This is a genomic window from Bacillus sp. SORGH_AS_0510 (assembly GCF_030818775.1).
Lineage (GTDB): Bacteria > Bacillota > Bacilli > Bacillales > Cytobacillaceae > Neobacillus.
Genome location: NZ_JAUTAU010000001.1, coordinates 1,223,782 through 1,249,707 on the forward strand (window position 1 = coordinate 1,223,782; position 25,926 = coordinate 1,249,707).

Here is a 25,926-nt window from a genome sequence, read left to right on the forward strand (position 1 = left end):
ATATGTTTTATGAGTGTAATTTGGTAAAATAATCGTTAAGAGATTTTTATTTACTAGAAACTTTAATAGAGGCAGGTGACAGGAATTGGTGCAAATATGGCTTGTGGAATTACTCAAAGGAACAGGCAAGTTATTTCTTCATCCTGTTTTATACTATCTCATTTTCCTATCAGGAATACTAGGCGTAATGAGGGTGAAACGTGAGCGGAAAAACTTCCATATTCGGGCGCATGATGCCTATTATGAACTGCGGCAGCTATTTCCGCCTGGAATCTTTGTCGGTCTTATCCTATCCGTGCTCGTTATAGCAGCAGGGATCACAGTACCATTCGCAGCTATCCTTCTTATTGCTGGTTTTACGTTCATTTGGTCACTAACAACCAATGTTCGACTGATGTCGCCCGTTTATACGGTTGGAGCAGCATTTTTCACCATTATCTTAATGGCTGAAAATAATTGGTCAATCCCGCTTTTTTCGAAGGCTTTTCATTCTATTAGTGACAGGATATATCCATCTGTTGTGATTCTAATGGGACTATTGCTAATAGCTGAAGGAATTCTAATCTTAAAAAATGGTAGTAAGGGAACATCTCCTAAGTTAGCCATCAGCAAACGCGGCCAAAGTGTAGGCGTTCATGAAGTAAAGCGGCTTTGGATGCTGCCTGTGTTCCTGCTTATTCCTGGTGATGCTCTACAGTTTCCTTTTGAATGGTGGCCAGTATTTCACCTGGGTGCAAAAGAATACACATTTATCCTTGTACCGTTTGCCATTGGCTTTCACCAACAGATTAAGGGAATGCTCCCAAGAGAAGCGATACAGCTTCACGGTCGAAGAGTTTTGGTTCTTGGCGTTTTCATTTCCATTTTATCGGTTGCGGGCTATTGGTACCCGTTATCATCCATCGTTATCGCCGCGATTGCTGTGATTGGCCGGGAATTCATTACCTTAATGTCTGTACTGAAGGATGATAATCTTCCGTTTTACTTTTCAAAAAAGAATCATGGCTTGATGATTATCGGAATTATTCCAGAATCGCCTGCAAGTAAAATGGGGCTAAAAGTTGGCGAGATTATTTCAAGAGTAAATGGATCTCAAGTTCGAGATGAAACCACCTTCTATGAAGCATTGCAAAAGAATCGCGCCCATTGTAAGCTGGATATTCTTGATACAAATGGTGAAGTTCGCTTCGTTCAACGTGCGTTATTCGAAGGCGACCATCACGAACTTGGCATCCTCTTTGTACCAGACGAGCATAAGTATGATGCGAAAATTGGATAAAGAAAAATAATAGTTTTTAAAGGCCAAAGGAAGAAATCCTTTGGCCTTTCTATTCAATTTGTAGAAATAATACACAGATTTGCTAAAAGATTAGAATAATATAAGATTGTATATGTTGTATATATATACTTTATAAGGTAGATGAGCGTTGATTTATAATAAGAAAGGCGGCTGACAAAATGTCGCAAAATCAGGGTCTAGGAAAAGCATTAGAAGGTAGAAATGCTTGGTTACAAACATATCTTGATTCTCCCAAAAAACAACAACAATTATTTAAACGGACATTAATGATTGTTGTCCTTTCACAAATCTTTGGTGGAGCTGGCCTTGCAGCAGGGATCACTGTTGGAGCACTTCTTGCGCAGGATATGCTTGGTACAGATAGTTTTGCAGGTCTTCCTGCTGGTTTATTTACATTGGGTTCTGCTCTTGCTGCCTTACTTGTAGGAAGACTCTCACAGCGCTATGGACGCAGGTTTGGTTTAGCGGCAGGATTTTTGACGGGGGGACTGGGTGCAATCGGAGTTGTCATTTCCGCGTTGACAAGCAATGTTTTTCTGCTGTTTGTATCGCTATTTATCTATGGGGCAGGTACGGCAACCAATCTTCAGGCACGATATGCCGGGACTGATTTAGCGAATTCAACCCAACGGGCAACTGCTGTGAGTATCGCCATGGTATCTACCACATTCGGTGCCGTTGCTGGACCAAACATGGTGGAGGTCATGGGAAGATTTGCACTAGCCATTGGAGTGCCAGCTTTAGCAGGGCCATTTATTCTAGCTGCTACTGCCTTTATTCTCGCGGGGCTGGTGTTGCTCCTTTTCCTACGACCTGATCCACTACTAGTGGCTCAGGCAATTGCAGAAGGAAAAAGAAACGAAGCGGGAACATCGGTAGTTAACAACCCGAATACGAAAAGTATCAATAATCGGGGAATAATGATTGGTGCAACGATTATGGTCTTAACACAGATGGTGATGATTGCCATTATGACGATGACACCGGTGCATATGAGACATCATGGACATGGCTTGGGGCAAGTTGGAATGGTTATTGGCATTCATGTTGCCGCGATGTATTTACCTTCGCTTCTAACTGGAATTCTTGTAGATAAGATTGGCCGTACGTTAATGGCTATTATTTCTGCGGCTACTCTACTTGCTGCAGGTATTATGGGTGCTGTTGCACCTGCTGATTCAATGGTTGGATTAGTCATCGCACTTGCCCTACTAGGTCTTGGTTGGAACTTTGGCTTGATTAGTGGTACAGCGATCGTCATAGATGCAACCACACATTCTACACGAGCAAAAACACAGGGAACAGTAGATGTGTTAATTGCATTATCTGGAGCATCAGGAGGCGCTCTATCCGGCATGGTCATGGCACAAACGAGCTTTGGAACCCTTTCATTGGCCGGTGGTTTCCTTTCGCTTCTGCTGATTCCAGTTGTGATTTGGTCTCGAAGAAAATAAGCTAACGAAAGCCAAAGGATGTGCTCCTTTGGCTTTTGTTAGCTTATAATTTTCGATACTTCTTTAAGGAAAAGATATTTAAGACAACGAAAATAGCTGCAAAGATGACCAATGCCAGCAGGTCACCACCGATATCGCTTATACTGGCTCCTCTATACATCACACCTTTTAAGGCATCTCCGGCATAATACATCGGCATAATTTTGGCTACAACTTGAAGCCAATTTGCCATCCCTTCAATAGGAAAAATCCCTGCAAAAAACACCTGTGGAATAACGGCGATCGGAATGAATTGCATCATTTGAAATTCCGATGCTGCGAAGGTGGATAATAGGATGCCCAGCGACAAAGCTACCAATGCCAGCAATAAATTAGTCAGTAATACATTCCATACCGATCCGACAAGTACAATGTCTAAGATATTGATAGAATAAAAGACAACAATAATGGTTTGAATGACGGCGAATATACCATAACCGATTAAGTAGGCGGTGACAATTTCCCACCGACGAATTGGAGTGGACATCAGTCTTTCTAATGTGCCGGTGGTTCGTTCACGCAACAGTCCAATACCAGAAATAATAAAGACAAAAAAGAAAACGAAAAATCCAACTAAAATAGGACTTAGGACATCAAAGAAAATCGTATTTTTATCACCATACACAAATTTTGTTTTTACAGCAGTCTGCATCATTTTTGCTGCGGCTGGATTTTGCTGTATTAATTTAGCCTGTGACTGTCCAGCAATCGCCTGGTTCACCTTCATTTGTAATCCCTTCGCTGCGGAAGGATCATCATTTAATAAGGTTAATGTATACTGGCCATTTTTCTGTTCCAGTAAGCCATCAAGATCATCAGTAACGACAGTTTTTCCTGTTACATTATCATAAGATGTAACTGTTATGTTTGCCTCTTTTAGAACGTTGACAAGCTGATGATCTACATTAGTTACACCTAATTTAGGTTTAACGGTGCTCCCATTAAATAAAAAATACATCAAGGTTAAGATTAATAAGGGAGCAACTAATAATAGAGCCAACGTTCGTTTGTCCCGTAACATTTGCTGACAGATTCTTTTAATTAATGCTCCGACTCTCATGATTGCTTTACCCCCGCTCTTAAGAAGACTTCATCAAAATTATCTGTCCCATATGCCGCCTTTAATTCCATTGGAGAACCGCTTGTTAATATACGACCATCCCGAACCATTGCGACATAATCGCACCTTTCCGCTTCATCCATGACATGTGTGGTCACGATAATCGTTTTTTGCTCTTCCTCTATTAATCGTAAGAACTCCTTCCAAATCGACAGTTTTAATTCAGGATCAATTCCTACAGTCGGTTCATCCAAGATTAAGATTTTCGGGTCCTGGATTAAGGCGATGGCAAGGGACAAGCGCCGTTTCATTCCCCCTGAATAGGCAGCTACTCGTTTCTTTAGGTCGTCTGTTAAATTGACTAAGTCTGCCACATAAGCAATCCTCTGTTTCTGGTCAGCCTTTTTTAGCTTATAAAGAGAAGCAAATAGCTTTAAATTTTCTTCCCCCGTTAAATCCACATATAAGGCATCAGATTGTGCCATATAACCGATGTCTTGCAACAGGGAGAGGTTAGGCATCTTTTGCTCTAGCACATGGATGGACCCCGTATCTGCTTTTTCCATCCCAACAATCATTTTAACGAGAGTAGTTTTGCCAGCTCCTGAAGGACCGATAAATCCAAACAATTGTCCTTTTTCAATCGTAAGGGTTACATTGCTCAATACTGTTTTTTTTCCAAAGCTTTTACTGACTTGATTTACTTGTATAGTTGATTCCATCCATCATTCCTCCTCGGATGTTGACCGTGTATGTCTTTATTTTACAACGTGGAGAGATAGAAGCAATAAACAATAAACGACAATGTGTTGATTATCTGTTGTGGAACAATGGTTTGGCTAATTTTTCTACAGTAGATCTGCTGGAGTAAATACTTGGGTGTTTTTGTGTATATTTGGAAACGGAGGGGTTAATCCTATAGGTGGAAATTTTTCAGCAAGAAAGGTGGTTTAGCCATGAGCCCGAGCATTTTAACTAGTATTGATTTCAGCTATTTGGAGTGGTTTAGTGTAGAAGGAGCTGCGAGAATCTTGTTTTATTTCACGGCATATTCATTTATTGGCTGGCTGCTTGAAAATAGCTACAGCTTCTTCACGAAAAAAATTTTTTTCAAAGAGAATTTTTTATATGGACCGTTTAAACCGATGTACGGTTTCGCGCCAATCCTTTTGGTTTATTTGGTTTCACCAAAAACACATTGGTCAATTGTTTTGTTCCTCTGTGTTGCGATTCCAACATTAGTGGAATATGTAAGTGGTGCATTACTGCAAAAGCTTTTTCATAAGCAATGGTGGGATTACTCGGATACTCCACTACAGCTTCACGGACATATTTGTATACCTTTTTCGATATGTTGGGGAATCTTAGCGTTCATTTGTATACATTGGGTTCACCCGCATATCGTTTTTTTATATGAGAGTATCGCTTTTTATTGGGGCTGGATCTGGTCTGCAGTTGGGTTATATTTCCTGGCAGACCTTGTTTTAGCTATTCGAAAACACTCTCTGCAGGAACTTCTAACTGAAGAACCAACCAATCCCATTCAATAGGGAACGGTTGGTTTTTCTAACATTTAGGCTTCTAGTAATATATTTCACGGGATAAGAATCCAACTGAACTTTGTTCTATTAATTTTTGGTTAAGAAGGGCCACCGGTTCTTCTTTTTTTAGTATGAAAAAATGTATACTAAACATAGTTCGTTTCTGTTGTTCGTATGGAAAATTGGAGGTTGTACGTTGTGTCAAATAACAAGGGAAATTCTTTGCTTGAGATACTGTTAGTCTCAACAAGGCTGGGTCTCACCTCATTTGGAGGCCCGGTTGCCCACTTAGGATATTTTTATGAGGAATATGTTCAAAAGAGGAAATGGATTGATGAAAAAAGCTATGCAGATTTAGTGGCGCTGTGTCAATTCTTGCCTGGACCAGCGAGCAGTCAGGTTGGGATTGGAATCGGTGTCCTACGCGGCGGCTTTCTCGGAGGGCTAGTAGCATTTCTTGGATTCACTGCGCCATCAGTCATTGCTTTAGTTCTTTTTGCCATCATACTTCAAGGACTGCAAATACATGATAGCGGCTGGATTCATGGGTTAAAAATTGTAGCCGTGGCCGTAGTGGCCCATGCGGTTTTAGGGATGGCTCAAAAGCTAACACCCGATCTTAATCGGAAAGCCATTGCTTTGTTTGCCCTGGTAGGTACGTTAATCTGGCAAACGGCCTACACACAGGTAGGTGTAATTATCTTAGCTGGTGTGGCAGGATTGCTGATTTACAAGAAACACGAAATCGAGCAAGCGGATGCTACGTTGGATTTTCCTATTTCTAAGCGGTTTGCAGTCATGTGTCTAGTGTTGTTTTTCGGTCTGCTGATTCTATTACCTATTGCAAGGCAAGTAACCTCTTTTCACTGGGTGGCGTTGTTTGACAGTTTTTATCGCTCGGGTTCACTCGTGTTTGGTGGCGGGCATGTCGTCCTTCCTTTACTTGAACGTGAGTTTGTACCGACTGGGTGGCTATCGAAAGAAGAATTTCTAAGCGGTTATGGTGCAGCACAAGCGGTCCCAGGCCCACTATTTACCTTTGCTGCCTACATAGGTGCGGTTATCAATGGCTGGCAGGGAGGAATCCTGGCAACAGCAGCAATTTTTCTACCCGCCTTCCTTCTAGTGTTAGGTTCATTGCCATTTTGGAATATGCTCCGTCAAAATCCGAAGATCAAAGGGATGTTAATGGGTGTTAATGCAGCCGTTGTTGGAATACTCATTGCCGCCTTTTACCAGCCCATCTGGACAAGTTCCATTTTTACTCCGATCGACTTTGCCTTCGCAGCGATTCTTTTTAGTATGTTGGTCTATTGGAAGTTGCCTCCGTGGGTAGTAGTAATTTTAGGAGCGGTGGGCGGTTCTGTTATAAATTTTTTATAGAGTTCGGTCGCGTAGGAGCGTCTATGAACCCGAAATCATCATTTACCCGGAAGTTCGGTCGCGTAGAGAGCGTCTACGAACCCCAAATATCATTTGCAAGAGAGTTCGGGCCCGTAGCCTACTTCTACGTTACCCAAACTATTTTTACTCATAGACTCACGCAACTGGAATAAGAAAAATCAATGAGCTCAACCTGTAGTTGCAATAGAAACTAATACCCTGTGTTAAGCAGATTAAAGAAAAAAACGGCTGAAATCTCAGCCGTTTTTTACATTTTCTTTATTTTAAGCTTCGATTTAAAAAAGCTTTTGTCCGTTCATTTTGTGGGTTTGTAAACAAATCATCAGGAGCTCCAGATTCTACAATCTCCCCGTTATCCATAAAAATGACTCGGTTGGCCACTTCTTTGGCGAATCCCATTTCGTGTGTCACCACAATCATGGTCATGTGCTCTTGAGCTAAATCCTTCATGACTTGTAGCACCTCTCCGGTCAACTCAGGGTCTAAAGCGGAAGTCGGTTCATCAAATAGGAGGATTTCTGGATTCATCATCAAGGCTCTAGCGATAGCTACTCGTTGCTTTTGTCCGCCAGAAAGATTCGCCGGATAAGCAGTTGCTCGGTCAGAAAGACCAATTTTCTCAAGCAGTTCACGGCTTCTTTTCTGAATAGCTGAGGGTGATTCCTTTTTCAACATTCTTGGAGCTAGCTCTAAATTTTCCTTAACCGTTAGATGCGGAAAGAGGTTAAAATGTTGAAAGACCATTCCCATCTTGGTGTTTATTTGTTTCACTTCATTTGGTTTAGCATAGATACCGTCCTTGACCAGATAACTGCCAGCGACCACAATACTCCCACCATCAATTTGTTCAAGATTGACTAAACTGCGGAGCATTGTGCTTTTTCCAGAACCGGAAGGACCGATCACCGCTACTACATTATTTTTTTCCACGGTAAAGGAAATCTGTTTTAACACATCTAAGTTGCCATATGATTTTTTAAGATTAGTTATTTCAATGATTGCCATGGTATCCACTCCTTCCTATACAAATTTGAACCGTTTCTCAAGCCATTTAAAAAATATCGTTAAAATCAATGTCATTATCAAATAAATGATACCTGCTACAAAGAAAGGAACAATCGTAAAATCACGGTTAACCGCAGTTTGAGCAAAATGAAGTAATTCAGGTACGGCGACAGCATAGAGTAACGCAGTATCTTTTACTAATGTTACAGATTCATTTGCTACTGCGGGTAGGGCAATACGAAACATTTGTGGCAGGATCACTCTCGTCAATGTCTGCCATTTATTTAGTCCAAGGACTTGGGAAGCCTCATATTGACCTTTTTCAATAGCGAGAAGACCACCGCGGAAGATTTCAGCAAAATAGGCGGCATAGTTTAATATAAATCCTAAGCATGCTGCGACGAAACGGTCTAATACTAGGTATTCACCGATCACGGGAATCATAGGCAGCCCGAAGCAAATAAATAGGAGCTGAAGCAAGAGCGGAGTACCGCGCATGATATAGATATAGGCCTCTGCGATCAAGGATAGAGGCTTAAACCGGCTGCCAACAGCGAGTGTTAAGATAAATCCAAGTGGAATGGACACCACTATGGCGATGAAGAATAAAAGCACGGTCATCTGTGCCCCTTCTAACATCGGCTTAAGAATGGAAATGATATAATCCAAAGACATGTTAAGCTCCTCCAAAAACAAAACAGGGATTCCCATAGGAAATCCTGTTCTGTTCATTATTCGTTAAAGATTATTTTAATACTTTATCCTCGCCAAACCATTTTTTAGAAATTTGAGCGGCAGTGCCGTCTGCATTCATATCATCAAGTGCTTTTTGTAGCTTTTTAAGTAGTGCTTCATTTCCTTTTTTAACACCAATACCATATTCTTCTGGAGCGAGAGATTCATCTAATACTTTAAATGCCTCTTGCTCTTTTGTCATATAGTAATCGATGACAATTTCATCAATAACGACGGCGTCTAAACGGCCGCTCTTAAGATCAGTTAGAGCTTGTACATTGTCAGCAAACTCAGTAACAGTTTTAATTTTAGACTTGATAGGAGCTGCGTCTAACGCATCTGCTGCAGAAGAAAGAGATTGTAAACCAACCACTTTGCCTTCTAGATCACCTAATTTAGTAAGGTTTGAGTCAGCTCGTGTAACAACTACTTGCGCATTTTTTAAGTATGGCTTTGTGAAGAGAACCTTCTTTTTACGTTCATCAGTGATAGTGTAACCGTTCCAAATGAGGTCAATGCGTCCACTGCTTAACTCTGCTTCTTTTGTGCTCCAATCGATAGGTTGGAACTTCACTTTTTTTCCCATCTTATCAGCCGCTGCCGTTGCGAGGTCGATATCAAAACCAACAATTTTGTTATTTTCATCTCTGAAGCCCATTGGTGCAAATTTATCGTCAATTCCGATCAGTAGCGTATTATCTTCTTTTCCCTCTGCGGACTTAGTAGAACAGCCTGTAAGGATAGAGAATAAGGCTGCTATCACTAGAACAATCGATGCTAAGCGTTTCATATTAAAATACCACCTTATTATTTTTGTTATTTTGCTTTAGTGCGTTACCATGCTATTACACTACCATATTATCGGAATGTCGTATATAGGTTGATTAATAATAGAAATATTAAAAAAATTCAGCAAAAAATATCGGGAATGGTGATGGAAAGGGCCATCAAGGTTTTTAAAGGCGAATATTTTACAAATAAATGAACAAATGATTTAAAGGGGTGCACTTCATAGAAAATGCAAGAATTCTGCATTAAATCTGCACATTCCCTCTCTATATTGAGCTTATAAACATTTAATCGTTACTAAACTTTATGGAGGTGGAAAGTTTGAAAAGGATTATTCTATTTTTATTTACAGTTGCATTTGTTTTTTCTTTTGACCTAAGGGTGTTTGCGGATAAAGGTCATTCACATGATGAAGAAATGGATCATGAAACTATGAACCATGATGAGATGAAAATGGATCAAAAAGGAATGGATATGGAGCATAGTAGTGGAAGTGATATGGAAGGGATGGACATGGATGGAGGAAACCAGGATCTTCATGGACGAGTTTTTGAATCACCTCCAAATTATAAAGTGCTAGGAACCTATGGTGCAGTTAATTTGTTATTTATCTTAATAGGTATTTGGAATAAGTGGTTTAAAAGGAAGGGGGATGTCAACAATGGCCATGCCTGAGAAGAAATTGCCTAAAAAGGAGGATTTTGATCTCCTGACCATACCAATTGTGAAAAATTTTGTGAAAAGTAAGTGGTATCCAGGAATTTTTCAATGGATTGTTATTTTCGTATTTTCTATTATTGTTTATGAACTTGTAATGGGAACGGTGGATCCTAGTAAGAACTTCGGTACAACGATGACATGGGTGCTATGGTGGCCAGTTATCCCAGTTCTATTTTTAGTTGCCGGTCGTTTTTGGTGTGCCATTTGTCCATTTGGTAAATTAAGCGATAATGTTCGTCAGTTCGTTGGCCGCAAGCGTCCAATGCCAAAGTTCCTAAGAAAATATGGAATATGGCTCATTGATTTATTTTTTATTGCCATTACTTATAGTGACCATGTATGGGGAATCGTAGAGTCACCAAGGGGTTCTGGGTACTTATTGCTTTTGCTAGTAACCATGGTGGTAGCCACGTCTGTTTTTTACGAAAGAAGAACCTTCTGTAAAACGCTTTGCTTCCTTGGTGGTCTTGCGGGAAATTATTCTCGTTCAGGTGCATTGAAAGTTCAGGCAACACCGGATATTTGTAAAACATGTAAGGCGCAATCCTGTTATAAAGGAACGGAAAGTGTGGAAGGATGCCCTATGTTCCAATTTCCTAAAACTATGGAGTCTAGTGCAGAATGTAATATTTGTGGAAACTGTGTGAAAAACTGTCCTAACAATTCGATTAAAATTACAACGAGAATTCCAACAATAGAATTATGGGGTTTGAAAAATCCGAAACTTGAGCATGCTTCTTTAGCAGCCGTTATTATGGGGATCGTGTTCGTACAGAATATTACTATGCTTGAGCCATGGCAGAAAATTTTAGATGTAATAGGCTCAATGACTCGAACAACTAACTATAACTTGAACTTTACTATTGCTTTTATCATTGCAATGGCATTACCGATTCTTCTATTATTAGGCACAGCAAAGACAGCATCCTTATTAGGAATGGAAGGTACAATAAAAAAGAACTTTACACGTTTTGGCTATGCGATTATTCCGTTGGACTTAGCCGGACACTTGGCACATAACCTTTTCCATATCTTTACCGAAGGGAAGGCGGTATGGTTTAACTCTATTAGATTATTTGGTGTCGACTTTAATCCAGCAAGCTTAAGCCTTGCCTCAACACCGACAGTCCAAATGATTCAATATGTTGTCATTCTCATCGGGTTAGTCGGCACCATTTATGTAGTGTACAGAATGGGGAAAAGAACATCCTTTAAGGCAATGTTGCCATACTATGTACTGATGATTTCATTAGCTGTGGCTAACATTTACTTATTCTCATTACCAATGATGCACAGAGTGTAAATCCAAAATAAAAAGACATCACTACCCCCTGTAAAAGGGAACTGGTGATGTCTTTTTATTTTTTCTAAAAAAACACAAAAATGTTTGACATTCAAACGGCTGTTTGAATATGATATAGTCAAACGAACGTTTGAATGAAGAAGGTGAGCAGTTTGAAAGACCGCGATGTTTGCGAGATTACTTGTGTAGATAATGAAAAAACCGCTCGTGTAGAGCAGCAAATCTTAAAAGACCATCATATCCCTGAGGTAACCAAGATTTTTAAAGCTCTGTCCGATGAGAATAGGTTAAAAATAGCTTATGCTCTGACCCTTGAAGAGGAACTTTGTGTTTGTGATGTGGCCCATATTGTTGGAGCAACAACGGCTACTGCATCCCATCATTTACGTCATCTAAAAAATCTTGGCCTCGCCAAATATCGGAAAGAGGGCAAGCTTGTATATTATTCCCTTGATGACGACCATGTGAAACAATTAATTCATATTGCGTTTGCCCATCATGAGGAGGTGGCAGGACGTGAGTGAGACAGTTGAAAAGCAAGTCTACCGAGTTCAAGGCTTTTCCTGAATAAGCTGTGCCACAAAGTTCGAAAAGAACGTCCAACACCTGGATGGTGTGGTTGATGCAAAAATAAATTTTGGAGCCTCTAAGCTCACAGTCTATGGAGACACCACGTTAGACGAATTACATGAAGCGGGTGCATTTGAAAAATTAACTATTTACCCAGAAAAAGACCAGCCACCAGTGGCAGTAAAGGAGCCGTTTTGGAAACGCTACTCCCTTCTGGGCCTGTCCTTGCTGTTACTGCTAGCAGGGTACATTTTTTCAGAAAATATCCTGTTTGCTGCTTCAATTTTACTAGGAGGCTTCCCTCTTTTTAAAACAGGCTTAAAGAATTTAATCCGCCTCGATTTCGATATGAAAACACTTATGACCGTAGCAATTATCGGGGCAGCAATTATTGGTGAATGGCGTGAAGGGGCAGTTGTTGTAATCCTGTTTGCGATTAGCGAAGTCCTTGAAGGCTATTCCATGGATAAAGCCAGGGCCTCCATTCGTTCATTGATGGAAATGGCACCAACAGAAGCACTCGTTGTACGTAACGGTAAAGAACTAGTATTAAAGGCAGAAGATATAGAAGTAGGAGATTTAATGCTCGTTAAACCAGGACAAATGATTGCTATGGATGGAGTCATTTTAGAAGGAGCCTCCTCTATCAACCAGGCTGCGATTACAGGCGAATCCGTTCCAGTCGAGAAAGCTGTTAACGACGAGGTTTACGCGGGTACATTAAATGTAGAAGGATTTCTAAAAATAAAGGTAACAAAGTTAGTGGATGATACAACAATTGCAAAAATTGTTCACTTAGTAGAAGAAGCACAGGGAGAAAGGGCACCATCACAACGATTCATTGACCGGTTTGCCAAATATTATACACCGGTGATCATGGTCATTGCTGTGCTCGTGGCAGTGCTTCCTCCATTACTGTTTGCCGCAAGCTGGCAGGATTGGATTTACCAGGGATTGGCTGTATTAGTGGTCGGTTGCCCATGTGCCCTTGTCATTTCTACCCCTGTTTCTATTGTAACTGCCATCGGAAATGCTGCTCGGAATGGGGTGTTAATCAAAGGCGGAAGCTTTTTAGAGGAAGCCGGTGCACTAAAAGCAATTGCTTTTGATAAAACGGGTACCTTGACCAAAGGGATTCCTGTTGTAACAGATTTCATAAGTTATACAAACAATGAAGACTTACTATCCATCGTTGCTGCACTTGAAAGTAAGTCACAGCACCCACTTGCTAATGCCATTATCAAAAAAGCTGCATATGTTAACAGAGAAATTGAAGTTGAGGATTTCATATCAGTAACAGGCAAAGGCATTATAGGTGTGGTCAACGGAACGGAATATAGGGTGGGGAACATAAAATTATTTGATGGGATTCCGAATCCTGTTAGGAATGACTTAACTTTACTTCAGGAACAAGGAAAAACCGTCATGATAGTTGGGACCACAAGCGAAATTCTCGCACTGATTGCTGTTGCCGATGAAGTGCGTGAAAGCAGTCGGGCGGTGATTGAACGTATCCACCAGCTGGGAATTGAACATACCATTCTGTTAACAGGAGATAACCACGGAACCGCAAAGGCGATCGGAATCGAAGCAGGAGTCACCCAAATTGAGGGTGAATTACTGCCGCAGGATAAATTAGCTTTTATAAAAAAACTACAAAGTCAATATGGAAGAGTAGCTATGGTCGGTGACGGCGTGAATGATGCCCCGGCACTCGCTGCTGCAACAGTAGGAATTGCGATGGGCGGAGCAGGGACGGATACCGCTCTTGAAACCGCAGATATTGCTCTAATGAATGACGACCTAAAAAAACTGCCGTTTACTATCAAGTTAAGCAGAAAAACTCTTCAGATTATCAAGCAAAATATTGCCCTGTCGATTGTTGTAAAGCTGTTAGCGCTATTGCTAGTAGTTCCAGGCTGGTTAACATTGTGGATTGCGATTTTTGCTGATATGGGGGTTACCTTACTGGTTACCTTGAACGGTTTACGATTACTAAGAGTAAAAGAATAAAGAGTAGAAAAAACTAACAAAATCAAATTTCTTCATTTGTAGAAAAAATTGGAGCCACTGTAAAAGGCTCTCAGGGGGAATTGACATGGGTCACCATCATCATCATGGACATTCACACGGCCATTCACACGGCCATTCACATACAAGTAACAAAAAAGCATTATTAAGTTCTTTCATACTAATCGCCGCCTTTATGATTGTCGAGGTTATTGGCGGTTTCGTTACCAATAGCTTAGCACTGTTATCTGATGCAGGTCATATGCTTAGCGATGCAGCCGCACTAGGATTAAGCTTTTTTGCCATTAAGCTGGGCGAGAAGAAAGGGTCTAATGAAAAAACCTATGGGTACAAACGCTTTGAAATTATCGCTGCAGCGTTAAATGGGATCACGCTTGTCGTTATTTCTCTTTATATCTTTTATGAAGCTATTCATCGCTTCGTTAATCCTCCAGCTGTACAAAGCACGGGGATGCTGATGATTTCTGTACTAGGTTTAATCGTTAACATTGTTGCTGCCTGGATTTTAATGAAAGGTGACAAGGATGAAAATTTAAATGTGAGAAGTGCCTTTTTACACGTACTTGGTGATATGCTTGGGTCAGTAGGAGCCATTGTTGCCGCACTGCTTATCATGTTCTTTGGTTGGGGAATTGCAGACCCGATTGCCAGTGTGATTGTAGCTGTGTTAATCCTAATCAGCGGATATAGAGTGACGAAGGATTCCTTCCACATATTAATGGAAGGAGCACCAGAGCAAATCGATATGAATCAGGTAAAGACAGCCCTAGGTAAAATTCCATTGGTGAAGGAAGTCCATGATTTGCATATTTGGACGATTACTTCTGGGTATCCGGTTTTAAGTTGTCATATCACTATTTGCGATGAGGGTGTTCATGATGAAATTCTTGCCCGTTCACAAAAAATACTTCATGATGATTTTCATATCGAGCATAGTACGATCCAGGTGGAAAGAAAATGTATCGGCTGCCCAAGTCCGCATGGGACTTGTAATTAAACATTAGGACATCTGGAAAAGATGTCTTTTTTTGTGGGAAAATATCCATAATTTCTGCGAAATTCACTTATTACTCCCTAATTAGGCTACTAATTTCTAGTAAAATTATAGTATTTTTATTACGTTAATTATCATGGAAAAAGGCATGAAATTAGTAATAGTCAATTGGAAACTACCATGATATGATATTCTAAATATTGTAATTTTCTAGGAGGAATGTTGTATTTGAAAGCGTTTGTACGGTCCTTATTTATTTTTGTTCTGTTGTTTGCTAGTGTGGGCCCTTTTATTACCGGAAAGTCGGTTAAGGCTGAGGGGATAAGTGGCCCTATTAGTTTGCCTTTCAAACCGAATGACACAGCTATCGACCCAAATAAACCAGTAATTTATGCAACAAAATTGGGAAGCAAGACGATATATGCAGTGAATTTTTCCACTGGGGAAATTAAGACTCTTAATCTGCCATATCCAGCTGAAAGATTAGACTTTAATAATAATATGCTTTATGTTACACAGCTAAAAATGAGTCATGATTCTTATAATGACGGACCATTCTCTGGCGCCATTGCTGAAGTGGACCCTGGCACTTTTACGCTCAGCAGTGTTTTAGACATTAACCAAGATCCATATGATATCGCTGCTGACAATCAAGGATTTGTCTATATTTCACCTGGTTCCGGTCAGTGGGACAACTTTAAAGTGTATTCTATGAAAGATAAAAAAGAAGTAGTACAAACGGTAAAAAATTCAGGTACAAACATCTATGAAAAGACCAATATCTTTTACAATGCCGAAACCTCAAAAGTCTATGGCATTGATACGTCTCTTAGTCCACGAGATATTGAGGCTTTTGAAGTAGTGAATGGTATGATTCAAAATCATTATGATTCTCCTTATCATGGTGATTATCCGCTAGATGTATCTGCTAAATTTTCTCCAGATGGTCAGTATATTTATAACACGGGTGGTACGGTCTTTGAGCTTGCTACCTATCAATCTGGGGATATGACCTACCGTTTTTCTTTTGGGAAAAAATATAATGATTACGAGTTTAGCATGCCTCTTGGTCTGACCTTTGCAGCGAGCACAACTAGTGGGATCGATGTGTATCAATACGATACAAAAACATTCTTGTATTCATTAAGAAAAGATTTGAACGTGCAAAAGCTTCATATTCAAAACGGTGTCTTGATAACGAAAAAATAAGGATAGCAACGGGAATTATTTTATAGAAACTATGAGTGCCGATACGCCGCCTTCATCAGGTGTCCCAACGACTCCAGGTGTCCCAGATCCAGTGGGAACACTTGCGAATCTTGGATTTAAGCCGAATGATACGGTAATTGATCCGAATAGCCCGGTTGTATATATGACAAGGTTGGGGAGTAAAACCATTTATGCCGCCAACACTGCTACTGGTGAAATTAAATCGTTAGCCCTGCCATATCCTGCAGAGAGGCTAGAGTTATATAACAATAAGCTCTATGTGACCCAGCATAAAATGACGCATGAATACGTTGCTGACACTTTCATTGGAGCGATTGCAGAGGTAGATACAAAAACCTTTGCTTTAACGAGAGTGATAGATGTTGATGCCGACCCTTATGACATTGCGATTGATAAAAATGGTTATATTTATATTTCTCCGGGTTCTGATCAGTGGGAGAACATGAAGGTGTACTCGCTGACAACAGGTGGAGAAGTACCAAACACATATATTGCTAATATGCGAGCATGGTCCTATCTCTATGGTAATCCTGAAAGTTCAAAGATTTATTCTATATCCACCGATTCAAGTCCAAGGGATGTAGATGGTTTTGAAGTAGATAATGGAGTAATTAAGAGGCATTATGATTCTCCATATCACGGAGATTATCCTTTAGAACCATTTGCAAAAATTACGCCAGACGGTGAAAAGATGTATAACAATAGCGGTGTGGTTTTTGACCTTGCGACGTATCAGTCAGGAGATCTGACGTATGCATTCCAATTAGGTCGAAAATACAGAGATTATGAGTTTAGTGTACAGAATCAATTAACATTTGCCGCTAGAACAGACAGCGGTATTGATGTGTATCAATATAATACGAATAAGTATTTATACACGATTAAAAAAGATCTTACGGTTCAGAAGCTTCATTTACAGAAGGACCAATTGATCGCTGTCACTACTAATGGTGATGGTAAGTATTCTATTGTAAGTTTCGATGCTAAAACAGAGGGCACAGCTGATGTGCCACCGACTAATCCGACAAACCCTGGTACACCAACAGATCCAGGAACACCAACGGATCCAGGAACACCGGCGTCACCGGTAGGATGGCTAGAAGCTGCGACTCTTGTTTGGAACGAAGATACCGCGGACTTTGACTATGTTGATAACTTTAGTAATGGCGCCAAGAATGTGCCATTAGATAGTCTATTTGGTTTCCATTTCGACCAAAATGTTGAACTTAACGATGAAACTCTGATAACCATTAAGGGACCAGAAGGCAATGCTGAAACCTATAGTTACGGATATGATGACACACTATTCGTTGTTCCATCCATGCTGAACGGAAGTACGACTTACACCCTTACGATTAAAAAAGAGGCGTTAACAGGGGAGTCAAGTCAATATTTAGCAAATGATATTGTTATTACGTTTAAAACAGCCTCTAACTGGGAGCAGTATGATGGCAAATGGTATTACTATGATCCGTCTATCGGTGATTATGTGACAGGCTGGAAACAGGTTTCAGGAATCTGGTATTACTTTAATACCGCTGGCGAAATGCAGACAGGCTGGAAAAAGGTTAAGAATGTTTGGTATTACTTTGCAAACAGCGGTGCGATGAAGACTGGCTGGCTAAAAGAAGGTAAGACCTGGTATTACTTAGATGGTAGTGGTGCGATGAGAACAGGCTGGTTGAAACTTGGTTCCACTTGGTATTATTTCACTAGAGGTGGTGCAATGAAGACTGGTTGGGTTCTTGTTGGAAAAAGCTGGTACTACTTCTACAGCAGCGGTGCGATGGCCTACAATACAAAAATCGGCGGCTACAAGCTTGGACCGACCGGTGCGATGATTAAATAGATAATGGAAAACCATTTGAAATGGCCTTTTTGGCACATGCTCAAATGGTTTTTTCTTTTTGTGCGCCTAGTGCCCGTGAAGGGAGAAAAATTTGAGGAACGGTAACTAGTCCAGTCAACTAGTGCCCATGAAAGGATAAAAATCGGAGAAACGGTAACTATTCCGGTCGACTAGTGCCCGTGAAAGGTGAAAAATTGGAAGAACGGTAACTAGACCAGCCGCCTAGTGCCCGTGAAAGCAAGAACGGTCAGTTGTGGAGTCCACTAACTGGCACCAAGCATACATGGCCAATCAATTTTTTCTTTATTTCTCCACCATGTTTGGTAAAATGTTCAATATTAGTGAAACATAATATGAAAATATTAGAGGGGGAGTACTGTTGAAAAAAACAGTCAATCCAGAGGACAAGCGTTTCAAGATTGCGCACAGAGAAGCTTTAATCGGTATCGTTCTAGTCCTCATCAATTTTATTTGGTGGTATGGCTTCGCTTATGGGCTGGGAAGCGATAATGTCAAGCACTATACATACATATTTGGACTGCCTGCGTGGTTCTTTTACAGCTGTATTGTTGGGTTTATCTTGATGGTCATCCTCGTCATTTTGACGGTCAAATTTTTAATTCAAAGACGTACCCTTTGAAGACGAAGAGGGGGAGACCAAATGAACTGGCCCGTTATCACGCCATTGATTTTCTTTTTATTAATTATTTTTACAATCGGTCTTTGGTCGAACAAAGTGGTGATCAAATCCAATTCATTCCTCGAGGAGTACTTTCTAGGGGAAAGACAAATGGGCGGATTTATTCTCGCCATGACCATGGTTGCGACGTATGGAAGTGCCAGTAGTTTTATCGGTGGTCCAGGTATTGCCTATACCCAAGGCTTAGGCTGGGTATTGCTAGCGATGGCGCAGCTGGCAACCGGTTATTTTACCTTAATGGTCCTGGGGAAAAAGTTTGCAATTGTTGCTCGGCAGTATAAAGCCATCACTTTAATTGATTTCCTGAAGGAGCGATATAAGAGTAAAACGGTCGTGCTGCTTTCTGCAGCAAGTATTATTATTTTTCTGTTTTCCTCGATGACTGCTCAGTGGATTGGTGGAGCACGGTTGGTAGAAAGCTTAACAGGACTTTCCTATACCACTGCATTACTGATTTTTGCATTCTCAGTTCTTGTTTTCGTTATTGTTGGCGGCTTTCGAGCGGTTGCGCTAACGGATACGGTTCAAGGCGTTGTGATGTTCATTGGGACCTTAATACTGCTGATTGCCACCATTAAGGCGGGTGGAGGGATTCCTAAAATCATTTCTGATTTAGCAGCCGAGAATCCGAACCTGATCAGCCCGTTTGGTGCTCAGCACAATTTAACCCCGGCGTATGTTTCTTCGTTTTGGATTTTGGTAGGGGTTGGAGTAGTCGGTTTACCGCAAATTACGGTTCGTGCCATGTCGTATAAAAATTCCAAGGCGATGCATAATGCAATTATTATTGGAACGATTGTCGTTGGTTTTATCATGCTTGGGATGCATCTAATAGGTGTGTTTGCGCGTCCTGTTCTACCAAATGTAAAAATTGGAGATACCGTTATGCCATTGCTATCGATGAAAGTGCTGCCACCTTATGTTGCGGGGATTGTTCTAGCGGCACCAATGGCAGCCATCATGTCTACAGTTGATGCCCTTTTAATTCTAGTAAGTTCTGCTTTAGTAAAAGATGTTTATTTAAATTACATTAAGCCAAAAGCAGAGGACAATCATATCAAAAAGGTTAGCTTCAGTGTCACAGCAATTATTGGAATTCTTGTCATCTTGCTTGCCTTGAGTCCACCTGATTTAATTGTCTGGCTGAATTTGTTCTCGTTCGGCGGTCTTGAATCTGTCTTTATTTGGCCGGTGGTTTTGGGCTTATATTGGAGTAAAGGGAATAAATATGGGGCCATTACCTCCATGATTGTAGGAATGGGTTCTTATATTCTATTTGATCGATTGCATCCGAATGCCTTTGGTGTACATACAGTGGTGCTGCCGATCTTGCTGTCCCTACTTTGTTTTATCATTGTAAGCTTGATGACACGTCAAAAAGAAGTTAGCTTTCAAATGAGACAGGAATAATAAGTCTGTAGTCAATTAATATTTTTGTTGCAATTTTGTTCATAAATTTCTAGAATTAATTAACAGAAATTTATTGAATGAGGTGTACCCATTGGTAAATGTTATTGAATACATGTCCGCACTTATTTTGCCAGGGTTACTAGTCCTGCTTTTCACACGAGTTACTTACAATCGACTGATCGGCCTTGTATTAACGGTTGCACTGATCACAGCCTCTGTATATAAAGGGTATACGAATACGTTTGTGTTAATTGTCATTGATGCATTCTCATTGACTGCCGGCTTCTGGCTAGCGACTAAACTGAAGCCAAGAACCGTGAAGAAGACCTAGTAATCTAATAACTCCCCGCAAGTCTGTCAGGAAACTGACAGGCTTTTTATTATTTTCCTTTGTTAAACTGGCCTGTTGATTTCCGCTCCAGGCGCTTCACTTTCCGTGGGTGTTTCGGCGAGCCTCCTCGGCGAAACGCGCCTGCGGGGTCTCGCCTGAACCATACTCCCACAGGACATTGAATATGCTTCTTCGAATCAACACTGCACGAAGGAAATGCGGTAGCATTTTCGAGGATCTTCGCGCCTTCCGCTCCAATCAACAGGGTGTAAAAATCAACACTGTTCTTTAACACAGCCTATTATTTATACAAAAACAACAAAAAAACGAATACTAGTTCGCATATTGTTGGTTTGTTTTTGGGGTAATGTGGTAGAATGTTAATATGAAATTTTAGAGGATACACTTTCCAGCACCATCCTGGTCCCAAACAATTAATTTAGCTGAAAAGTGATTTATATGTACGGGAGGAAATCGTGTGAAAGACCAATTTGAATTAGTCTCAGCGTACTCTCCACAGGGGGATCAGCCGGAGGCCATCCGCCAGTTAGTCGAGGGGATTCGAAATAATAAGCGTCATCAAACGCTCCTTGGGGCAACAGGTACAGGTAAGACCTTCACCGTTTCAAACGTGATTAAAGAAGTAAATAAACCGACCCTTGTGATCGCCCACAACAAAACATTAGCAGGACAGCTTTACAGTGAGTTTAAAGAATTTTTCCCGAACAATGCCGTAGAGTATTTTGTTAGTTACTATGATTACTATCAGCCAGAAGCGTATGTGCCGCAAACCGATACCTTCATTGAAAAGGATGCCAGCATCAACGATGAGATTGATAAGTTACGCCACTCGGCCACTTCTGCTCTTTTTGAACGGAAAGATGTCATCATCATCGCCAGTGTCTCTTGCATCTATGGTCTCGGTTCGCCTGAAGAATACCGTGAGATGGTTCTTTCACTTAGAAGCGGTATGGAAATCGAGCGGAATCAACTGCTCCATCGCTTGGTCGATATCCAATATGAACGAAACGATATCGACTTTAAACGTGGGACGTTTCGTGTTCGCGGAGACGTAGTCGAAATTTTTCCGGTTTCCCGTGACGAGCATTGCGTACGCGTTGAATTTTTCGGTGATGAAATTGACCGGATTCGTGAAGTGGATGCTCTCACCGGTGAGATTATCGGTGAACGCGAGCATATCGCCATTTTCCCAGCCTCCCACTTCGTTACACGAGAAGAGAAAATGCGCGTTGCCATTCAGAACATTGAAAAAGAACTTGAGGAACGGCTAGAGGTACTTCGGTCTGAGGACAAACTGCTTGAAGCGCAGCGGATCGAACAGCGGACCCGTTATGATTTAGAAATGATGAGAGAAATGGGTTTTTGTTCAGGCATTGAGAATTATTCAAGGCACCTGACATTAAGACCTGCAGGTTCAACACCATATACTCTGCTCGACTATTTTCCAGACGATTTTCTCATGATTATCGATGAGTCACATGTTACCCTACCACAAATCAGGGGTATGTTTAATGGTGACAAAGCAAGGAAACAAGTCCTTGTGGACCACGGCTTCCGTCTGCCATCGGCTCTTGATAACCGGCCGTTAACGTTTGATGAATTTGATAAGCATGTTCACAACGCCATCTTTGTCTCAGCGACTCCTGGACCATATGAGCTTGAGCATACACCGGACATGGTTCAGCAAATCATCCGCCCTACTGGACTCTTAGATCCAACGATTGAAGTTCGGCCGATTGAGGGACAAATTGATGACTTAATTGGTGAAATTCAAGAGCGAGTAAAGAAAAATGAGCGTGTTCTCGTAACTACTTTGACGAAGAAAATGTCAGAGGACTTAACCGATTACCTAAAAGAAATCGGTATTAAAGTTCAATATTTACACTCAGAAGTAAAAACGCTCGAACGGATTGAAATCATCCGTGAACTGCGAATGGGGAAATATGACGTTCTTATCGGAATCAACTTGCTTCGTGAAGGTCTGGATATTCCTGAGGTGTCACTCATAACCATTCTTGATGCGGACAAAGAAGGTTTCCTTCGTTCCGAGCGATCGTTAATTCAGACCATTGGACGTGCGGCGCGGAATGCCAATGGACACGTGATTATGTATGCCGACCGAATCACCAATTCTATGGAGCTGGCGATTTCGGAAACAAGACGGCGCCGTGCCATCCAGGAAGAATACAATGAAAAGCATGGGATTATACCGAAAACGATTCAGAAGGCAATCCGTGATGTTATTCGTGCAACACATGCAGCCGAAGAGCAGGAAGAATACACACCTGCTGCATCCTTCAGCAAGATGAACAAAAAGGAAAGAGAAAAACTGATTGCTACGATGGAAAAAGAGATGAAGGCAGAAGCAAAGGCACTAAACTTCGAACGTGCTGCTGAGCTTCGTGACCTATTATTGGAACTTAAAGCGGAAGGATGACGTACACATGGCGATGGAGAAACTGGTTGTAAAAGGCGCCAGAGCCCACAACTTAAAAAATATTGATGTCACCATTCCGAGAGATAAACTTGTTGTGTTGACGGGGCTTTCCGGTTCAGGGAAGTCCTCGCTCGCTTTCGATACGATTTATGCAGAGGGACAACGCCGCTATGTGGAATCCTTGTCTGCTTATGCCCGACAATTTTTAGGACAGATGGATAAGCCTGATGTTGATGCAATTGAAGGATTATCCCCTGCTATTTCTATCGATCAAAAGACAACAAGTCGGAACCCGCGATCTACAGTCGGGACTGTGACAGAAATCTACGATTATTTACGATTATTATTTGCAAGAGTAGGACATCCAACATGTCCCATTCATAATATTGAAATATCCTCACAAACCATTGAGCAGATGGTGGACCGGATCCTCGAATATCCAGAACGAACAAAGATGCAGATCCTTGCCCCTCTTGTTTCAGGGAGAAAAGGAACGCATGTAAAAGTTCTAGACGACATTAAGAAACAAGGCTTTGTTCGGGTTCGTGTGGATGGTGAAATGCTCGATCTTGGAGATGAGATTGAATTAGAAAAAAACAAAAAGCACTCGATTGAAGTGGTTGTCGACCGTATCGTAGTCAAGGAGGGCATTTCTGCCCGGATTGCCGACTCTCTTGAAACGGCATTAAAACTAGGTGAGGGCAAAGTCATTGTCGACGTCATTGGCGAGGAAGAGCTGTTATTTAGTGAAAATCACGCCTGCCCGCTTTGCGGTTTTTCGATTGGAGAATTAGAGCCAAGGATGTTTTCGTTTAACAGTCCTTTTGGTGCCTGCCCTCAGTGTGATGGACTTGGTTCCAAATTAGAAGTGGATGTGGACCTAGTTATCCCTAATAAGGACTTATCTTTAAAGCAACATGCCATTGCGCCATGGGAGCCGACAAGCTCACAGTATTATCCGCAGCTGCTTGAGGCGGTATGTAACCATTTCGGGGTTGACATGGACATACCCGTCAAGGATATTCCAGAACATCTTTTAGAAAAAGTTCTATATGGATCTGGTAAAGATAAGATCTATTTCCGTTATGAAAATGATTTCGGTCAAATTCGTGAAGGCCATATTGAATTTGAAGGAGTTATCCGGAATGTTGAGCGCCGCTATAAAGAGACAAGCTCCGATTATATCCGGGAGCAAATGGAAAAATACATGGGACAGCAGCCGTGTCCGACCTGTAAAGGATACCGTCTGAAAAAAGAATCACTTGCTGTGCTTATTAACGGCCACCATATTGCCCATGTTACAGACCTTTCAATAGAGGAAGCGCATCAATTTTTTTCAGAATTGAAGCTGTCTGAAAAAGAGATGCAAATTGCTAAGCTGATTTTTCGCGAAATCAGTGAACGTCTAGGGTTCCTCATTAACGTCGGTCTCGATTATTTAACACTCAGCAGAACAGCCGGTACGCTCTCCGGTGGGGAAGCTCAGCGGATCCGCTTAGCAACCCAAATAGGCTCAAGGTTAACGGGTGTCCTATACATTCTAGATGAACCATCGATTGGACTTCATCAGCGGGACAATGACCGCTTAATTGGAACACTACAGCAGATGCGTGACATCGGGAACACACTAATCGTCGTCGAGCACGATGAAGATACCATGTTAGCGGCCGATTACTTAATTGATATCGGGCCAGGTGCTGGCGTCCACGGTGGCCAGGTGATTTCAGCAGGGACACCGGAAGAGGTTATGGCCGATCCGAATTCGTTAACAGGGCAGTACTTGGCAGGAAAGAAATTTATCCCATTGCCATTAGAACGCCGAAAACCAGATGGTCGCTACGTCGAAATTAAAGGTGCTTCTGAAAACAACCTGAGAAACGTCAATGTGAAAATTCCACTTGGGATGTTCATTGCTGTTACCGGGGTTTCGGGTTCCGGAAAAAGTACGTTAATTAATGAGATTCTTCATAAGTCGCTGGCACAAAAGCTTCATCATGCCAAGACGAAGCCAGGCGAACATAAGAGCATTAAAGGCATTGATTATTTAGAAAAAGTCATCGATATTGATCAATCGCCAATCGGCAGAACACCGCGCTCCAATCCTGCCACATACACGGGTGTCTTCGATGATGTTCGTGATGTGTTTGCTTCAACAAATGAGGCAAAGGTTCGGGGCTATAAAAAAGGCCGCTTTAGCTTTAACGTAAAGGGTGGCCGCTGTTGAAGCCTGCCGTGGGGATGGAATCATCAAAATTGAAATGCACTTTTTACCTGATGTGTATGTCCCTTGTGAAGTGTGTCATGGAAAGCGCTACAATCGTGAAACACTTGAGGTGAAGTATAAAGGGAAAAACATTTCCGATATTCTTGATATGACGGTTGAAGCAGCAGTGGAATTTTTCGAAAACATTCCAAAAATCAGCCGCAAGCTGCAAACGATTTTGGATGTAGGTCTCGGTTATATCAAGCTTGGTCAACCGGCTACGACGCTTTCCGGTGGGGAAGCGCAGCGGGTGAAGCTTGCTTCGGAATTGCATCGCAGGTCAACCGGTAAATCCTTCTATATTTTAGATGAGCCGACAACTGGCCTTCATGTGGATGATATTTCTCGTTTGCTCGTGGTTCTCCAGCGCTTGGTTGAGAATGGCGATACCGTGCTTGTCATCGAGCATAATCTCGATGTCATCAAGGCAACAGATTATATCATCGACCTTGGACCTGAGGGCGGTGACAAGGGTGGTACCATCATTGCACATGGTACACCTGAAAAAGTAGCAGAAGTTCCTGAATCCTATACGGGCAAATACTTAAAACCAATCCTTGAGCGTGACCGCTTAAGAATGAAGAAACAAATTGAAGATAAAAGTGCAGTAAAAGCTTGAAACAAAGAAAAGAGCTGAAACCAGATTCTGGTTTCGGCTTTTTTTGTTGCTGAAAACCTGTTTGGCGGAATAACTCGGAAAGTTGGCGGAAATCTGGCCAAAGTTGGCGGAATAGCGCCAA

The 25,926-nt window shown here is 41.5% G+C and carries 19 protein-coding genes and 2 pseudogenes; 16 read left to right on the forward strand and 5 right to left on the reverse strand.

All coding sequences use genetic code 11. The features are described 5' to 3' along the window. Positions 1–85 precede the first annotated feature (85 nt). Positions 86–1,279, forward strand: coding sequence for a PDZ domain-containing protein (locus tag QE429_RS06175; RefSeq protein ID WP_307285247.1), 1,194 nt, complete (start codon positions 86–88; stop codon positions 1,277–1,279). A gap of 179 nt (positions 1,280–1,458) precedes the next feature. Continuing rightward, positions 1,459–2,754 (forward strand): MFS transporter, encoded by a 1,296-nt coding sequence (locus QE429_RS06180; RefSeq protein WP_307285252.1) that lies wholly within the window; start codon positions 1,459–1,461, stop codon positions 2,752–2,754. A 43-nt stretch (positions 2,755–2,797) separates the two neighbouring features. On the opposite strand, the gene QE429_RS06185 is transcribed toward QE429_RS06180, so the two are convergent. Both QE429_RS06185 and QE429_RS06190 read right to left on the reverse strand, forming a co-directional pair. Beyond that, positions 2,798–3,853, reverse strand: coding sequence for an ABC transporter permease (locus QE429_RS06185; RefSeq protein ID WP_307285254.1), 1,056 nt, complete (start codon positions 3,851–3,853; stop codon positions 2,798–2,800). Then, on the reverse strand, positions 3,850–4,575 hold the full coding sequence (locus tag QE429_RS06190; protein ID WP_307285256.1) for an ABC transporter ATP-binding protein: 726 nt from the start codon (positions 4,573–4,575) through the stop codon (positions 3,850–3,852). Before QE429_RS06190 ends, QE429_RS06185 begins: the two co-directional genes overlap by 4 nt. 234 nt (positions 4,576–4,809) lie before the next feature. On the opposite strand from QE429_RS06190, the gene QE429_RS06195 reads away from it, so the two are divergent. Both QE429_RS06195 and QE429_RS06200 read left to right on the forward strand, forming a co-directional pair. After that, positions 4,810–5,403: a putative ABC transporter permease gene (locus QE429_RS06195; RefSeq protein ID WP_307285259.1), complete on the forward strand. Its 594-nt coding sequence runs from the start codon at positions 4,810–4,812 to the stop codon at positions 5,401–5,403. 189 nt (positions 5,404–5,592) lie between these two features. Next, positions 5,593–6,777 carry a chromate transporter gene (locus QE429_RS06200; protein ID WP_373463179.1) on the forward strand — a complete coding sequence of 395 codons (1,185 nt, stop codon included), beginning with the start codon at positions 5,593–5,595 and terminating at the stop codon, positions 6,775–6,777. Between the two features lie 279 nt (positions 6,778–7,056). Here QE429_RS06200 and QE429_RS06205 read toward each other — a convergent pair whose 3' ends face one another. From QE429_RS06205 to QE429_RS06215, 3 genes are all read right to left on the reverse strand, one after another. Next, a complete protein-coding gene (locus QE429_RS06205; RefSeq protein WP_307285265.1) occupies positions 7,057–7,803 on the reverse strand; it encodes an amino acid ABC transporter ATP-binding protein in 747 nt (248 codons plus the stop codon). A gap of 15 nt (positions 7,804–7,818) precedes the next feature. Continuing rightward, positions 7,819–8,478, reverse strand: a complete 660-nt coding sequence (locus QE429_RS06210) for an amino acid ABC transporter permease (RefSeq protein WP_307285268.1) — start codon at positions 8,476–8,478, stop codon at positions 7,819–7,821. A gap of 70 nt (positions 8,479–8,548) precedes the next feature. After that, complete coding sequence (locus QE429_RS06215) at positions 8,549–9,328, reverse strand: amino acid ABC transporter substrate-binding protein (RefSeq protein ID WP_307285271.1); 780 nt, start codon at positions 9,326–9,328, stop codon at positions 8,549–8,551. Positions 9,329–9,648: 320 nt separating this feature from the next. On the opposite strand from QE429_RS06215, the gene QE429_RS06220 reads away from it, so the two are divergent. From QE429_RS06220 to uvrA, 12 genes and pseudogenes are all read left to right on the forward strand, one after another. Further along, on the forward strand, positions 9,649–10,002 hold the full coding sequence (locus QE429_RS06220) for a hypothetical protein (RefSeq protein WP_307285274.1): 354 nt from the start codon (positions 9,649–9,651) through the stop codon (positions 10,000–10,002). Further along, positions 9,989–11,350: a 4Fe-4S binding protein gene (locus QE429_RS06225; RefSeq protein ID WP_307285277.1), complete on the forward strand. Its 1,362-nt coding sequence runs from the start codon at positions 9,989–9,991 to the stop codon at positions 11,348–11,350. Before QE429_RS06220 ends, QE429_RS06225 begins: the two co-directional genes overlap by 14 nt. Positions 11,351–11,502: 152 nt before the next feature. After that, complete coding sequence (locus QE429_RS06230; RefSeq protein WP_307285279.1) at positions 11,503–11,874, forward strand: ArsR/SmtB family transcription factor; 372 nt, start codon at positions 11,503–11,505, stop codon at positions 11,872–11,874. Further along, positions 11,849–13,933, forward strand: a complete 2,085-nt coding sequence (locus QE429_RS06235; RefSeq protein WP_307285281.1) for a heavy metal translocating P-type ATPase — start codon at positions 11,849–11,851, stop codon at positions 13,931–13,933. The genes QE429_RS06230 and QE429_RS06235 overlap by 26 nt, the downstream gene beginning before the upstream one ends. An 85-nt stretch (positions 13,934–14,018) precedes the next feature. Next, on the forward strand, positions 14,019–14,948 hold the full coding sequence (locus QE429_RS06240) for a cation diffusion facilitator family transporter (protein ID WP_307285282.1): 930 nt from the start codon (positions 14,019–14,021) through the stop codon (positions 14,946–14,948). A gap of 225 nt (positions 14,949–15,173) precedes the next feature. Next, a complete protein-coding gene (locus QE429_RS06245; protein WP_307285285.1) occupies positions 15,174–16,154 on the forward strand; it encodes an NHL repeat-containing protein in 981 nt (326 codons plus the stop codon). Positions 16,155–16,245: 91 nt separating this feature from the next. Further along, entirely contained in the window at positions 16,246–18,024 is a 1,779-nt protein-coding gene (locus QE429_RS06250) for a hypothetical protein (protein WP_307285287.1), read from the forward strand. Between the two features lie 379 nt (positions 18,025–18,403). Further along, positions 18,404–18,689: pseudogene (locus tag QE429_RS06255) on the forward strand (YhdT family protein). Next, positions 18,686–20,134 carry a sodium/pantothenate symporter gene (panF, locus tag QE429_RS06260; RefSeq protein ID WP_307285292.1) on the forward strand — a complete coding sequence of 483 codons (1,449 nt, stop codon included), beginning with the start codon at positions 18,686–18,688 and terminating at the stop codon, positions 20,132–20,134. The pseudogene QE429_RS06255 and the gene panF overlap by 4 nt, the downstream one beginning before the upstream one ends. A gap of 112 nt (positions 20,135–20,246) precedes the next feature. After that, on the forward strand, positions 20,247–20,465 hold the full coding sequence (locus tag QE429_RS06265; protein WP_307290736.1) for a DUF2198 family protein: 219 nt from the start codon (positions 20,247–20,249) through the stop codon (positions 20,463–20,465). Positions 20,466–20,943: 478 nt separating this feature from the next. Then, on the forward strand, positions 20,944–22,923 hold the full coding sequence (gene uvrB / locus QE429_RS06270) for an excinuclease ABC subunit UvrB (protein WP_307285295.1): 1,980 nt from the start codon (positions 20,944–20,946) through the stop codon (positions 22,921–22,923). Between the two features lie 7 nt (positions 22,924–22,930). Continuing rightward, a pseudogene (gene uvrA, locus QE429_RS06275) lies at positions 22,931–25,805 on the forward strand (excinuclease ABC subunit UvrA). Positions 25,806–25,926 lie beyond the last annotated feature (121 nt).

What these genes read in the sequence shown, in the direction of transcription:
- QE429_RS06180 (WP_307285252.1), top strand. Translation starts at nt 1,459, where the DNA reads ATGTCGCAAAATCAGGGTCTAGGAAAAGCATTAGAAGGTAGAAATGCT.
- QE429_RS06185 (WP_307285254.1), bottom strand. Translation starts at nt 3,853, where the DNA reads ATGAGAGTCGGAGCATTAATTAAAAGAATCTGTCAGCAAATGTTACGG.
- QE429_RS06190 (WP_307285256.1), bottom strand. Translation starts at nt 4,575, where the DNA reads ATGGAATCAACTATACAAGTAAATCAAGTCAGTAAAAGCTTTGGAAAA.
- QE429_RS06195 (WP_307285259.1), top strand. Translation starts at nt 4,810, where the DNA reads ATGAGCCCGAGCATTTTAACTAGTATTGATTTCAGCTATTTGGAGTGG.
- QE429_RS06205 (WP_307285265.1), bottom strand. Translation starts at nt 7,803, where the DNA reads ATGGCAATCATTGAAATAACTAATCTTAAAAAATCATATGGCAACTTA.
- QE429_RS06210 (WP_307285268.1), bottom strand. Translation starts at nt 8,478, where the DNA reads ATGTCTTTGGATTATATCATTTCCATTCTTAAGCCGATGTTAGAAGGG.
- QE429_RS06215 (WP_307285271.1), bottom strand. Translation starts at nt 9,328, where the DNA reads ATGAAACGCTTAGCATCGATTGTTCTAGTGATAGCAGCCTTATTCTCT.
- QE429_RS06225 (WP_307285277.1), top strand. Translation starts at nt 9,989, where the DNA reads ATGGCCATGCCTGAGAAGAAATTGCCTAAAAAGGAGGATTTTGATCTC.
- QE429_RS06240 (WP_307285282.1), top strand. Translation starts at nt 14,019, where the DNA reads ATGGGTCACCATCATCATCATGGACATTCACACGGCCATTCACACGGC.
- panF (WP_307285292.1), top strand. Translation starts at nt 18,686, where the DNA reads ATGAACTGGCCCGTTATCACGCCATTGATTTTCTTTTTATTAATTATT.
- QE429_RS06265 (WP_307290736.1), top strand. Translation starts at nt 20,247, where the DNA reads ATGTCCGCACTTATTTTGCCAGGGTTACTAGTCCTGCTTTTCACACGA.